The organism is Achromobacter kerstersii, assembly GCF_902859595.1.
Classification (GTDB): Bacteria; Pseudomonadota; Gammaproteobacteria; order Burkholderiales; family Burkholderiaceae_B; genus Achromobacter; species Achromobacter kerstersii.
Window position 1 is genome coordinate 119,994 of record NZ_CADIJQ010000011.1, and the last position, 13,504, is coordinate 133,497.

At 64.4% G+C, this 13,504-nt stretch carries 12 protein-coding genes and 1 tRNA gene; 6 read left to right on the forward strand and 7 right to left on the reverse strand.

Annotation, left to right across the window (positions count from 1 at the left end):
- Nucleotides 1-172: 172 nt before the first annotated feature.
- The 4 genes from HV765_RS26045 to HV765_RS26060 all read left to right on the forward strand — a co-directional run bounded on the left by HV765_RS26045 (nt 173) and on the right by HV765_RS26060 (nt 3,369).
- Complete coding sequence (locus HV765_RS26045; RefSeq protein WP_175171457.1) at nt 173-1,087, forward strand: LysR substrate-binding domain-containing protein; 915 nt, start codon at nt 173-175, stop codon at nt 1,085-1,087.
- 8 nt (nt 1,088-1,095) lie between these two features.
- The gene (gene xerD / locus HV765_RS26050; protein WP_054422479.1) at nt 1,096-2,079 is read left to right on the forward strand and encodes a site-specific tyrosine recombinase XerD; all 984 of its coding nucleotides are present in this window, start codon (nt 1,096-1,098) and stop codon (nt 2,077-2,079) included.
- A gap of 60 nt (nt 2,080-2,139) precedes the next feature.
- A complete protein-coding gene (gene ybaK / locus HV765_RS26055) occupies nt 2,140-2,628 on the forward strand; it encodes a Cys-tRNA(Pro) deacylase (protein ID WP_054422478.1) in 489 nt (162 codons plus the stop codon).
- Between the two features lie 162 nt (nt 2,629-2,790).
- A complete protein-coding gene (locus tag HV765_RS26060; protein WP_175171458.1) occupies nt 2,791-3,369 on the forward strand; it encodes a DJ-1/PfpI family protein in 579 nt (192 codons plus the stop codon).
- A gap of 142 nt (nt 3,370-3,511) precedes the next feature.
- Here the strand turns inward: HV765_RS26060 and adhP are convergent, their stop codons facing one another.
- Nucleotides 3,512-4,537: an alcohol dehydrogenase AdhP gene (gene adhP, locus HV765_RS26065; RefSeq protein ID WP_054422476.1), complete on the reverse strand. Its 1,026-nt coding sequence runs from the start codon at nt 4,535-4,537 to the stop codon at nt 3,512-3,514.
- Between the two features lie 322 nt (nt 4,538-4,859).
- Between adhP and HV765_RS26070 the strand changes: the two genes are divergently transcribed.
- Nucleotides 4,860-5,249 carry a ribbon-helix-helix domain-containing protein gene (locus HV765_RS26070; RefSeq protein ID WP_054422475.1) on the forward strand — a complete coding sequence of 130 codons (390 nt, stop codon included), beginning with the start codon at nt 4,860-4,862 and terminating at the stop codon, nt 5,247-5,249.
- 115 nt (nt 5,250-5,364) lie between these two features.
- On the opposite strand, the gene pbpG is transcribed toward HV765_RS26070, so the two are convergent.
- Nucleotides 5,365-6,567 (reverse strand): D-alanyl-D-alanine endopeptidase, encoded by a 1,203-nt coding sequence (gene pbpG / locus HV765_RS26075; protein ID WP_054422474.1) that lies wholly within the window; start codon nt 6,565-6,567, stop codon nt 5,365-5,367.
- A 310-nt stretch (nt 6,568-6,877) separates the two neighbouring features.
- Nucleotides 6,878-6,952: transfer RNA gene (locus HV765_RS26080), tRNA-Arg, on the reverse strand.
- 282 nt (nt 6,953-7,234) lie between these two features.
- Here HV765_RS26080 and HV765_RS26085 point away from each other — a divergent pair.
- Complete coding sequence (locus tag HV765_RS26085) at nt 7,235-8,824, forward strand: hybrid sensor histidine kinase/response regulator (protein WP_175171459.1); 1,590 nt, start codon at nt 7,235-7,237, stop codon at nt 8,822-8,824.
- On the opposite strand, the gene HV765_RS26090 is transcribed toward HV765_RS26085, so the two are convergent.
- The 4 genes from HV765_RS26090 to HV765_RS26105 are packed head-to-tail and all read right to left on the reverse strand — an operon-like array spanning nt 8,806 to nt 13,446.
- Nucleotides 8,806-9,480: a response regulator transcription factor gene (locus HV765_RS26090; protein ID WP_175171460.1), complete on the reverse strand. Its 675-nt coding sequence runs from the start codon at nt 9,478-9,480 to the stop codon at nt 8,806-8,808. The genes HV765_RS26085 and HV765_RS26090 overlap by 19 nt on opposite strands.
- A gap of 7 nt (nt 9,481-9,487) precedes the next feature.
- Complete coding sequence (gene acs, locus HV765_RS26095; protein ID WP_175171461.1) at nt 9,488-11,443, reverse strand: acetate--CoA ligase; 1,956 nt, start codon at nt 11,441-11,443, stop codon at nt 9,488-9,490.
- Between the two features lie 18 nt (nt 11,444-11,461).
- Nucleotides 11,462-13,138 (reverse strand): cation/acetate symporter ActP, encoded by a 1,677-nt coding sequence (actP, locus tag HV765_RS26100; RefSeq protein WP_175171462.1) that lies wholly within the window; start codon nt 13,136-13,138, stop codon nt 11,462-11,464.
- Entirely contained in the window at nt 13,135-13,446 is a 312-nt protein-coding gene (locus HV765_RS26105) for a DUF485 domain-containing protein (protein ID WP_175171463.1), read from the reverse strand. The genes actP and HV765_RS26105 overlap by 4 nt, the downstream gene beginning before the upstream one ends.
- Nucleotides 13,447-13,504: the final 58 nt, after the last annotated feature.

Here is a 13,504-nt window from a genome sequence, read left to right on the forward strand (position 1 = left end):
CGTGGGTAGCCGAGGATAAGACTCTTGAGGATATGTGCCTTGAGTGCACAACGCAATTGATAAAATTGCACAATCTAGTGATCCCCCGGCACGTAGTGTCTCGTTGCGCCGCGACCGGTTTCGACGGGTCTCAGGCCGATTTCAGGCCGATTTCAGGCAAATACTCCGCTCCATGAGAAACGGCATTCCCAATCTGAGCGCGCTCCAGGCGTTCGAAGCATCGGCCCGGCTGGGCAGTTTTTCCCGCGCGGCCGAGGAACTGTCCCTGACGCACAGCGCCGTTTACCGGCAGGTGGCCAGCCTGGAGTCGCGGCTGGGCGTGCAGTTGTTCACCCGCGTGCGCCGCCGCATCGTGCTGACGGACCACGGGGCGGAATACGCCGGGCGGATTCGTCACCATTTGGACCAGATCGAAAAAGACACCTTTGGCCTGGTCAGCCGGACGGGCATGGGCCGCAGCATCCACATTGCCGTCGTGCCCACGTTGGCCACCACCTGGCTGATCCCGCGTCTGGCGGATTTTCAAGCGGAACACGCCGATATCACCGTCAGCTTGTCAGTGCGCACTTTGCCGTTCCAGTTCAAGGATCAGCCCTTTGATGGCGCGCTTTACCATGGCGACGGCCTGTGGCCCGGCACGCAGGGCGTGCTGCTGTTCCCCGAACGCGAATTGGTGCCGGTATGCGCGCCGCAACTGGCGGCGCGCGTGGCGCAGCAGACGGACGCGGGCGTGAGCGCCTTGGCCGGCATGACGCACCTGCACCTGGCGTCGCGGCCCGACGCGTGGCGGCAGTGGTATGCCGCCAATAACCATCTGTACGGCCCGCAGGCGGCGGGCGGCCCGCGCTATGAACTCTTCACCATGGTGATGGCGGCCGTGCAGGCAGGGCTGGGCGTGGGCCTGATGCCGCGCTTCCTGGCGCAGCCGGCGCTAGACCTTGGCACATTGACGATGCCGGTGCCGCAATCGCTGACCGTTAGCCAGGGCTATTACTTCGGCTACCCGCAGCGCAGCGAACGGTCTGATGCGCTCAAGCTGTTTGAAACCTGGCTGAAGTCGGCAGCCGCCGGCGTGGGCGATAGGTAACCCGCAATATGTCCATCCTTAAAGCGCCCCTGGCTTCCCAAGGCGATATCGACGCCTTCATCGACGCCGTCTGGCTGGAAGACGGCCTGTCAGCCAACACCCTGGCCGCCTACCGCCGCGACCTGACCGGCTTTGCCCGCTGGCTGGAAGACCCCGAAGCCTATGCCCGCGAAATGGCCGACCGCTACGGCGACGCCGCCTCGGCGCATGCGTTGCCCGTCGGCCCCGCCAAGACGCTCTGCGACGCCGGCAAAGCCGACATCGAAGCCTGGTTCGCCTTCCGCCACGACGAAACGCGCGCCACCACCGCCAACCGCCGGCTGGCCGCGCTGCGCCGCTTCTATGCCTGGGCCTTGCGCGAACACCGCGCCGAACGCGACCCTTGCCTGACCTTGATCGCCGCCAAGCAGCCGCCGCGCTTGCCCAAGACGCTGTCGGAATCACAAGTGGACGCCTTGCTGCGCGCGCCCGACCTCAGCCAGGCACGTGGCCTGCGCGACCGCGCCATGCTGGAAACGCTGTACGCCACCGGCTTGCGCGTGTCTGAACTGGTGGGCGTGCGCGCGCTGGACGTCAGCCTGAATGAAGGTGTCGTGCGCGTGGTGCTGGGCAAGGGCGGCAAGGACCGCCTGGTGCCGCTGGGCGCAGAGGCCGCGCACTGGATCGATCAGTACCTGAAGACCGCCCGGCCCGAGCTGGCGGCGGGCCGTCAAAGCGATGCGCTCTTCATCACCGGCCGCGCCGAAGCGATGTCGCGCCAAGCCTTCTGGCAGTTGGTGAAGAAGTACGCGCTGCTGGCCGACATCCATGCGCCGCTGTCGCCGCACGTGTTGCGCCATGCGTTCGCGACCCACTTGTTGAACCACGGCGCCGACTTGCGGGTTGTGCAGATGCTGCTGGGTCACGCGGATATTTCCACGACCCAGATCTACACCCACGTCGCCCGCGAACGCTTGAAGGCGCTGCATGCGGCCCACCATCCGCGCGGCTGACGCGCGAACCGTCATTGTTCACCCTGTCTTACACTTTTCCTTTTTTCACCCGGCCTACCCATGAGCAAAGCCCGCCACGTCTCCGAAACGCCCGCCACCCAAATGCTGAAGCAGAACAAGGTGGCCTACACGGAACACACCTATGACTATGTGGATCACGGCGGCGCAGGCGAGGCCGCGCGCCAGCTGGGCCTGGACCCGCATGCGGTGGTGAAGACGCTGGTCATGGAAGACGAATCCGCCAAGCCGCTGATCGTGGTCATGCATGGCGACCGCGAGGTCTCCACGAAGAATCTGGCGCGTCAGGCAGGGCTGAAGAAAGTCGAACCCTGCAAGCCTGAAGTCGCGCAGCGGCATTCCGGGTATCAGGTCGGCGGCACCTCGCCGTTTGGCACGCGCAAGAAAATGCCGGTCTGGGTCGAAGCCGAGGTGCTGGAATACCCCGTCGTGTATATCAACGGCGGGCGGCGCGGGTATCTGGTGGGGATTGATCCCCAGGCGCTTGTCACGGTGCTGGGCGCAAAACCCGTGTCGGTGGCGCTGGAGTAGAGCGGGTCAGCCTTGGGGCGGCGCTCGTGACCCGGCGTGGTATCCCACTACCACCAGCGGCGAATCGGCAGCAGGCACAATGGACGCAGAACATCAAGAACCGGAGCCCGGCCTGACGGGTGTGCAACCGGCGCCGCCATCCCCCATCCCAAGGAGACATTCATGAGCAAGAGACTATTGATGCTGGTCGGCGATTACGCCGAAGACTACGAAACCATGGTGCCGTTCCAGACGCTGCTGGCCGTGGGGCATACGGTGCATGCGGTCTGCCCGGACAAGAAAGCCGGCGACACCATCGCCACCGCCATTCACGATTTTGAAGGCGACCAGACCTACAGCGAAAAGCGCGGGCACAACTTTGCGCTGAATTTCGACTTCGACCGCGTCGAACCGGCCTCGTATGACGGCCTGGTGATTCCGGGCGGCCGTGCACCGGAATACCTGCGCTTGAACGAAAAGGTGCTGGATATCGTGCGTTATTTCGATCAGGCCGGTAAGCCGATCGCGGCCGTTTGCCACGGCGCGCAACTGCTGGCCGCCGCCGGCATCCTCAAAGGCCGCACGTGCTCGGCGTACCCGGCTTGCGCACCCGAAGTGCGTTTGGCCGGCGGCACCTATGCCGAAATCGGCATCGACCAAGCCTATACCGATGGCAACCTGGTGACCGCCCCGGCCTGGCCCGCGCACCCGGCATGGCTGTCGCAGTTCCTGGTGGTGTTGGGCACGAAAATCACGCACTGACGCGACGATTTGGTGATTGCGTGACGGCGCGATGCGCTGATCCGCTATCCGCAGCGCCGCTCCCGTTTGCGGAAGCGAATAAGGCTCCCGGGGCATCCACGCCCCGGGAGCCTTTGCATGTCAGGGGTCGCGCTAAGGCGGTTCAGGCAAAGTCCAGCACGATTCGGCCTTCGATCTGCCCTTGCTTCATGCGGTCAAACACACTGTTGATGTTCTCCAGGCGTTCCGTGGCGACGGTGGCGTGCACCTTGCCTTCCTCGGCAAATTGCAGCGACTCCTGCAAGTCCAGCCGCGACCCCACGATGGAGCCGCGCACGGTAACGCCGTTCAACACCATGTCGAAGATCGACAGCGGGAAGTCGCCGGGAGGCAGGCCATTGAGCGCCACGGTTCCGCCGCGCCGCACCATGCCCATCGCCTGTTCGAACGCCTTGGGCGATACGGCCGTAATCAGCGCCCCATGCGCACCGCCAATTTCGCGCTTCAGGTACGCGGCGGGGTCGGTGGTCTTCGCGTTCACGGTGACTTCCGCGCCCAGGCGCCGCGCCAGGTCCAGCTTCGTGTCGTCGATGTCGACGGCGGCTACGTTCAGGCCCATGGCCTTGGCGTATTGCACCGCCATATGGCCCAGCCCGCCTATCCCCGAAATCACCACCCAGTTGCCCGGGCGGGTGTCCGTCATCTTCAGGCCCTTGTAGACGGTGACGCCCGCGCACAGCACGGGGGCGATGTCGACGAAGCCCACGTTTTTCGGCAGCAGCCCCACATAATCGGCGGCGGCCAGCGCGTATTCGGCAAAGCCGCCGTTGACGGAGTAGCCGGCGTTCTGCTGCTGTTCACACAGGGTTTCCCAGCCGCCCAGGCAGTGCTCGCAATGGCCGCAGGCGGAATACAGCCACGGGATGCCCACGCGGTCGCCTTCCTTGACGTGCGTCACGCCCGCGCCCACCGCCACAACGTGGCCCACGCCTTCGTGGCCGGGAATGAAGGGGGGATTGGGTTTGACGGGCCAGTCGCCTTGGACGGCGTGCAAGTCGGTATGACACACGCCGCAGGCTTCGATCTTCACCAGCAGTTCACCCGGACCGGGGCGGGGCACTGCGACTTCTTCGATTACCAGGGGTTTGCCAAATGCTCGTGCAACTGCGGCCTTCATGGTCTTTTCCATCTCTGCCTCCGAAGTCTGATCAGTTTCACTATGCTCGAACGCTCGCACTGTCGAGTCCATGATTTATATCAACCGAGCCGGAATGGATGACTGTCAGGAAACGTGTCGTTGCAGAATGGCGGGGCTCGGCCCGAACGGCCTAGGGCGCGCCGCGTCTTGCAGGCTGCGCGGCAAACGTCGTACAGTGACCCACCGGCGACGCGCGGCTCAGCGCTACGTCCAAGAGTGACCATCCAAGAGTGACCATCCAAGCGTGACCATCCAAGCGCGTTGTCCAGCGGCGCCACCCCAGCGCGTCGCCGGCCCCGCTTCAGGAGCTCTCATGTGTGAAATCTTCATCCGCGCGAGCGAACAGTCCTACGCGCCCGAAACCCGTTCGCTGCGCCTGCATGGCGTGGCAACCAGCTTGCGGCTGGAGCAGTTGTTCTGGCAGGTGCTGGAAGAAATCGCCGGGCGTGACGGCATGCGCGTCACGCAGCTGATCGAACGCCTATACGACGAACTCACCGAGTACCGTGGCGAGGCCGCCAACTTCACCTCTTTCCTGCGGGTATGTTGTCTGCGCTATCAGCTGTTGCAGGCCGATGGGCGCATTCCGCCGGATGCGGCGGTGCCGATCCGGTCGCTAAACGCGCAGGCCGTGCTGGAAGGGCTGCCTGCCTCGATGTATGACGCCAAACCCTTGCGCAGCAAGCGGCCCGTGGCGGCGTAGTTCGAGTCCGCCCTCGAGTCCGCCCGCGTGCGCATGAAAAAGGCCCGATGAAGATCGGGCCTTTTTTTGTGGCGAGAAGCGCCGGGGGCGTAACAGCCGGGTTAAGCAGCGGGGTTCAACCGCCCGGCTGAATCGACGCCAGCGCGACTTCGTTTTGCACAATGCGGCGGATGCGTACGGCATCCCCGATGCGCGACAGCTTGCCTTGCGAGTCCAGCAGCACGATCGCCAGATCGCGGCCATTGATGCGGGCCAGCATCACCAAGCATTCGCCGGCTTCGTTGATGTAGCCCGTCTTGGAGACCTTGATGTCCCAGTCGGGCTTGCGCACCAGCAGGTTAGTGTTGCGGAAGGTCTGCGTGCGGTTGTTGATCTCGACGTCGTACTCGGTGTCGGTCGAGTAGCGATGGATCAGCGGACGCTGCGAGGCGGCGCGCAGCAGGCGGGCCAGATCATGCGGCGACGACACGTTGTTGCTCGACAGGCCGGTCGGCTCAATGAAGCGCGTGCTGGTCATGCCCAGCGATTGCGCCTTGGCGTTCATCGCCGCGACAAAAGCGGGCAAGCCGCCCGGATAGTGGCGGCCCAGCGCGTTGGCGGCGCGGTTCTCGGATGACATCAGCGCCAGATGCAGCATGTCGCCGCGTGACAGCTTCGTGCCCACGCGCAGCCGCGAGGTGGTGTGCTTCAGACCATCGACATCGTCGTCGGTGATTTCAAGCATTTCATCCATCGGCAGGTTGGCGTCGACCACAACCACCGCGGTCATCAGCTTCGAGATCGAAGCGATGGGGCGCACGACGTTTTCATTTTTGGCGAACAGGACGGTCGACGTTTCCAGGTCTTGCACATAGGCGGTGCTGGAACGCAGCGCGGCGGCTTCGGCGCGCACCGATGCCGCGGGCGGCGGCATCGCGGCGGACGCGGCTGCGCCCGAGCGGCCACGGCCGGCGGCGGGTTTATTCGGTTTGCCGTTCTTGCCCGAGGCGGCGGCCGTCTTCTTGGGGGGCGTGGCCTTGCCGGCCGCTTGCTTGCCGCCCTTGGGCGGGGCCGCCTTCTTGGCGGTGGACGAAGACTTGGGCGGGGCGGCCTTTTTGGCGGCAGGGGCGGCTTGTTTGCCGGCCGAGCTCTTGCCAGAGGCGGCTTTCGGAGCGGGAGCTTTCTTGGCTTGTTGCGCCTTGCAGGCCGCCGATTTGGCGTTCGTCTTGCAAGGGTCGGAATTCTTTGCGGCTTGCGCGGCAGGGGGCAGGAGCGCGCACAGCGCCAGCGCCGCCGGCGCTACCGCGTTCGCAATTGCACGTTTCCAGGAAAATGCCATGGTTTGAGCAGGCTTGTCAGTCTGTGAAGAAGTATTTCTTAAGCCGGCGGGACGTCGGTTCAGGAAAAGTCCAGATGAATTAGGGGCTTACGCGTCGAATTTAAACAGCACATTAAGTTGTACGCAAGGCGATTCGCAATGATGACTGAAAAAAATATCGGTGACGTATTGACGTCGCTTCAATTCGTCACAAGGCGCGACATGAGAAGCTAACGGCGCAAGGCGCGTGAGCGTAGCCCGGATTAACCCTCATCTGGCTGAACGTGCGGAAAATTTTGGGGGGGCAGGCGTCGGGATCGAGGCCGGGGGATGGCCTCGCCGGGTGGAATCGAACCACCAATTGACCCTTAGGAGGGGCCGGTTATATCCATTTAACTACGGCGAGACAGTCAAAACGACACTAACGTTTTGATATTGCAGAGAATCTTCCGGGCCAGAGTTTATCACTGCGGGCGCGGCAGTCTGAGCAGGACGCAAGTCTATCAGCAGCCGCAGCGAGCCCCAAATCAGGGCACGATTCCTGCGCCAAATTTAGGACCAGTCTGAAAATTGGGCGAAGGCCGTCCGCGTGGCCGTGCCGACGGCATAATGCCCGCAGCGCCGCCGGCCCACGATCAGAAAAACGAACCGCCCGCGGCACCCTCCCTGAACGCAGGAGACACGCGCCATGATGCTGGGCTGGCTTGCGCTTGCCTTGTTGACCTTCGCCGCGCTGGGGCTGGCCGCTGTCCGGCTGGCGCCCAGCCTGCGCGCAGGCGGCCGGGCGCCCGATGTGCTGGCCGCGCTGGAACATCTGGAGCAAGGCGTCAGCGTGGTCGATGCAAAGATGCGGCTGGTGGCATGGAACCGGCAATACCAGCGCTTCTTCGATTACCCCGAGGGTCTGCTGCGGGTGGGGCGTCCCGTGGCCGATGTCATCCGCTTCAACGCGCGGCGCGGCAAATTCGGCGCGGGGCCGGGGCTGGATATTGAAAGACTGGTTCGCAGGCGGATCGCTTTCATGCAGGCCGGGTCTGCCTACCGCCACCAGCGCACGCTGCGGTCGGGCCGGGTGGTGGAGTGGCATGGGCGGCCCTTGCCCCGTGGCGGGTATGTCACCAGCTACAGCGACATCACGGATTTCAAACGCACCGAGCGCGAGGCCGAGCTTGCGCAACGCTCGCGCACCCAGTTCCTGATGGCGGTGAGCCATGACGTGCTGCAACCCATCAACGCCGCGCGCCTGTTCGCCTCGGCCCTGCATGACGAGGACAAGCCCGAAGAGCAACGTCATCTGGCCGAGCGGATCAATACGTCACTGCGCGCGGCCGAAGAACTGTTGGACGGCCTGCTGGATATTTCCCGCTTGAATGCCGGGGCACTCAAGCCGGCGCTCAGCGACTTCGATGTGCAACCGATGTTGCGCCAGCTGGCGGACCAGTACGGCGAACTGGCGTTGCGCGCCGGCCTGCAACTGCGCCTGCATGCACGCGGCCCACTTTATATACGCAGCGATCCGCGTCTGCTGTGGCGCATGTTGCAGAACCTGCTGGCCAATGCGCTGCGCTACACCCACAGCGGCCGCATCCTGCTGTGCGCCAGACCTAGGGGTGGTGAGGTTGCGTTGCAGGTGTGGGACACGGGGCCGGGCATTCCGGCGCATCAGCTGCGCTGGATCTACGACGAGTTCCACCGCTATGAGCAGCCCTTGAGCCGCGGCGGCCGGGGCTTTGGGCTGGGCCTGTCCATCTGCCGGCGCTTTGCGATGCTGCTGGAGCACGCGCTGGATGTCCGGTCTGAAATGCATCGCGGCAGTGTGTTCTCGATTCGCGTGCCGCGCGTGCCTGCGCCCTGGTCAGGCCGGGCAGCGATGCCGCTTACGCCTTTGCCGCCGGCGTCCTTGCAAGGCTTGCGTGTGTTGTGCCTGGACAATGATCCCCATCATTTAAGCGGCTTGCAGGCCTTGCTGGAACGCTGGCAGGCCAGCGTGCTGTGTGCAACCCACCTGAACGACGCGCTGGCGCTGATGCGCCATCAACCCGATGTGCTGCTGGTTGACTATCACCTCTGTGATCGGCTGGATGGGCTGAACAGCCTGGACGTCTTGCGGGCGGCTACGCCCGGCGTGCGCGGCGCATTGTTGTCAACCGACGGCGGCGACGCCTTGAAGCACGCGGCGCGATTGCGCGGCTACCGGGTATTGGCCAAGCCGATCAAACCGGCGTCGCTGCGCGCGTTTTTATCTGCGCAGTTGCGCGATCAGAACTTGGCGCCGTAGCGCCACGTGTTCAAGCCCAGCCGGCCCGCAATCAACACCGCCTGCGTGCGGTTGGTGACGCCGAGCTTACGCATGATGGAAGTCATGTGCGCTTTGATGGTGGCTTCAGACACGCGCAGCTCATGGGCGATCTGCTTGTTCAACAGGCCTGCACCCACCATTTGCAGCACACGGAACTGCTGCGGCGTCAGTTCCCGCACGCTGGCCGCCAATGACTTTTCCGGCGAAGGCGCGGCGGTTGTGCAGGCTGGCCCGGTGGCGCCGTAGCCGGTCTCGGGCTGCCAGGTGCCGCCGTCCAGCACATGCAACAGCGCCGTGCCCAAGGTATCGGCATCGGAAGATTTCGGGATGAAGCCCATCACGCCATGCGCCAGCGCCCGGCGTATCAAGAGCGGATCTTCATGCGCCGACACGATGACGATCGGCAGTTGCGGCTGCTGGCCGCGCAGATGAATCAGCGGGCCCAGGCCGGACGACCCGGGCATGTCCAGATCCAGCAGCAGCAGGTCGGCATCGGGGCAGGAGTCGACCAGATCGTAAAGCGCGCTGATCTGGTCGGCTTCATGGATGACGGCGCCGGGCATCACCCGATCAATCACCCCTCGCAGGGCGTCGCGGAACAGCGGGTGATCGTCGGCAATGAGCAGAACAGGCATCGGCCGATCATGCCACACGCCGTTCGCGCACCAGCGCTTGCACGACGGACGGGTCAGCCAGCGTGGTGATGTCGCCCAAGTCGTCGATGGTGTTCTCGGCGATCTTGCGCAGAATGCGCCGCATGATCTTGCCCGAGCGCGTCTTGGGCAGGCTGGGCGCCCATTGCAGATGGTCGGGCGTGGCGATGGGCCCGATCTCGCGGCGCACGTGCGCCACCAGTTCCTGGCGCAAGCTGTCAGACTGCGACGTGCCGGTTTTCAACGTGACATACACGTAGATGCCCTGGCCCTTGATGTCGTGTGCGAACCCCACGACCGCCGCTTCCGCCACCTTCGGATGCGACACCAGCGCGCTTTCCAATTCGGCCGTGCCGATGCGGTGGCCGCTGACGTTCAACACGTCGTCCACGCGGCCGGTGATCCAGTAGTCGCCGTCTTCATCGCGGCGGCAGCTGTCGCCGGTGAAGTACATGCCGGGATAGTCCTTGAAGCAGCCCTGGATGTAGCGCTGCTCGTCGCCATACACCGACCGCGCCTGCCCGGGCCACGAACCGCGGATGAACAGGTTGCCTTCGCCCGGCCCTTGAATCACCGTGCCGGTTTTCACATCGACCAACTCGGGCTGGATGCCGAAGAACGGCATGCTGGCCGCGCCCGGCTTGCACGCCGTGGCGCCTGGTAACGGTGAAATCAGGATGCCGCCGGTTTCCGTCTGCCACCAGGTATCGACGATGGGGCAGCGGCCTTCGCCCACCACATCGTGATACCAGCGCCACGCTTCGGGGTTGATGGGTTCGCCCACGCTGCCCAGCAAGCGCAACGACTCGCGCGACGTGCGCCGCACGGGCTCGGCGCCTTCGCGCATCAGCGCGCGGATGGCGGTGGGGGCGGTGTAGAAGATGGTGACTTGATGTTTGTCGATCACTTGCCAGAAGCGCGAGGCGTCCGGATAGCTGGGCACGCCTTCGAACATCAACGACGTTGCGCCGTTGGCCAGCGGCCCATACACCAGATAGCTGTGGCCGGTGATCCAGCCCACGTCGGCCGTGCACCAGAACACGTCGCTGTCGCGGATGTCGAAAATGGCGGCGTGCGTGTAGGACGCATACACCAGGTAGCCGCCCGTCGTGTGCAGCATGCCCTTGGGCTTGCCGGTGCTGCCGGACGTGTAGAGGATGAAGAGCGGGTCTTCGGCGTTCATGCGTTCGGGAATGCACTCGTCCGGCTCGCGGTCCATCAGGCGGTCGAGCCAGTAATCGCGTTCGGCCTTCATCGGGATGGATGCGCCCGTGTGCTTCACGACCAGCACCGTGCGCACGCCTTCCATGCCTGGCATGTCGAGCGCGGCGTCCACGTTGGCCTTCAAGGGAATGGGGCGGCCCGCGCGGCGGCCTTCGTCGGCGGTGATGATGGCTTTGGCGCCGCAGTTGCGCACGCGGTCGGCAATGGAAGCGGGCGCGAATCCGCCGAACACCACGTTGTGCACGGCGCCGATGCGCGCGCAGGCCAGCATCGCGGCAACGGTCTCGACAATCATGGGCAGGTAGATCGTGACGCGGTCGCCCCGGCCGATGCCCAGCCGGCGCAGCGCGTTGCCCATTTTGCAGACCTTGGCGTGCAGCGCGCGGTACGTGATGCGTTGGGCGGGCTCGTCAGGGTCGTCAGACTCCCAGATCAGCGCGGCCTTGTCGCCGCGTTTTTCCAGATGCCGATCCAGACAATTCACGCTGACATTCAATTCGCCATCGGCATACCAGCGGATGCGGAAGTCGTCAGCATCAAGGTTGACGTCGCGGATTTGCGTGGGGTTGCGATACCACTGCACGCGCTGTGCGGCATTCGCCCAGAAGGCATCGGGATCGGCGAGCGACGCGGCATAGCACGCGCGGTATTGATCCTGCGTCACCGTGTCCGGCCCGGCAAAGCCCTGAGGCACGGGATAGAGATCGCGGATGGGTTCCATGGTGGCTCCTGTGTGGGGTTAATGGGCGACGGCGGTGGTGGCGCCGATGCCCGTCTGGCTGCGGACGGTCAGGGCGTCAAATGCCGCGGCTTCCTGCTGAGCGCGTGGGCTGTGGTCCAGCTTGGAGAACAGCCAGATCGAGAAGAAGGCAAGCGGGATGGACAGGATTCCCGGGTTGGGAAACGGCGTGATGGGGGTGGCGAAGCCGAACACGTCCACCCACACGGTCGTGCTCAACACGACCCAGATCGTGGCCGAGGCCAAGCCAAGAAAGCCGCCGATGGTGGCGCCGCGCGTGGTGCAGCCGCGCCATGAAATCGACAGCACCAGCACGGGGAAGTTGGCGCTGGCGGCAATGGCGAAGGCCAGTCCCACCATGAACGCCACGTTCTGGTTTTCGAACACGATGCCCAGCAGAATGGCCAGGATGCCCAGCGCGATGGTGGACAAGCGCGATATGCGCATTTGCTGGTGCTCGGTGGCGCGGCCACGGGCGATGACGTTAGCGTACAGGTCATGCGAGATGGCCGCCGCGCCCGCCAGCGCCAGCCCCGCCACCACCGCGACGATGGTGGCGAAGGTGACGGCCGCCAGGAAGCCCAGCAACAGGTTGCCGCCCACGGCGTTGGCCAGATGCACGGCCACCATGTTGGTGCCGCCGATCAGGCTTTTCATCATGTCGAAGCTGCCGTCCGCGCCCGTCACGTAATACTCAGGATGCCGCACCAGCAATGCCACGGCGCCAAAGCCGATGATGAAGGTGAGCAGGTAGAAGTAGCCGATGAAGGAACTGGCGTAGATGACCGACTTGCGCGCTTCCTTGGCGTTGGACACGGTGAAAAAGCGCATCAGGATGTGCGGCAGCCCGGCGGTGCCGAATGCCAGCGCGATGCCCAGCGACAAGGCATTGAGCGGATTGCTGCTGACTTCCGCGCCCGGCGCCAACAGTTCCATGCCCGACGGATGCACACGCGCGGCTTCGGCCAACAGCGCGTCGGGGCTGTATTCAAAGGCGGCCATCACCAGCACCGTCATCAGCGTGGCGCCAAACAGCATCAGCACGGCCTTGATGATCTGCACCCAGGTCGTGGCCGTCATGCCGCCAAAGGCGACGTAGATCATCATCAGCGAGCCCACGATCAGCACGGCGATGTTGTAGTCCAGCCCGAACAGCAGCACGATGAGCTTGCCCGCGCCCACCATCTGCGCGATCAGGTAGAGCGCGATGATCAGCAACGACGCGCTGGCGGCCAGCACGCGCATTGGCGTCTGCGCCAGCCGGAACGACGTCACGTCCGCAAAGTTGTAGCGGCCCAGATTACGCAGGCGTTCGGCAATCAGGAACATCACGACCGGCCAGCCGAACAGAAAGCCGATGGCGTAGATCATGCCGTCAAAGCCGCTGACATAGACCATGCCCGCAATGCCCAGGAACGAGGCTGCGGAAAGATAGTCGCCCGCAATGGCCAGGCCGTTTTGAAAGCCCGACAAGCCGCCGCCCGCTGTGTAGAAGTCAGAGGTGGTGTGCGTGCGCTTGGCCGCCCAGTAGGTGATGCCCATGGTGCCCGCAATGAACACCAGGAACATGACGATGGCGGAGGTGCTGGTTTGCGCGTTCGTGGCGGCGCGCGCGGCGCCTGCCAGCGCACAGCCCAGCACGAAGATCAATGCGCCGCCCAGTTTTTTGTTTTTCATGACACGTCCTTGATGATGGCGGCCAGCAGGGGGTCGAAGACGGTGTTGGAGATATGGACGTAGGCCGAGATCAGCACCACGGCGCTGCACACGACGAGCGTGCCGGTCAGCACGCCGATGCTCATCGTCATGCCCGGCATGGGGCGCGCGAAGAAGACCGGGTCGAATGCAAGGGTCAGGATGAAGCCCGCGTAGATGACGCTGGCGATGGCGAAGAACAGCAGGCTGGTCTGGCTGCGGCGGCGCAGTAATTCCTGATATTTGGGATGCCGGAGGACGGCGGCGACTGTGGTGTCGGGGGAGGGCATGTGGGGTCTCCTTGTTGTTATTGCCGGACGGCATGCAAGTCCGGGGCGGCCCGCTCGG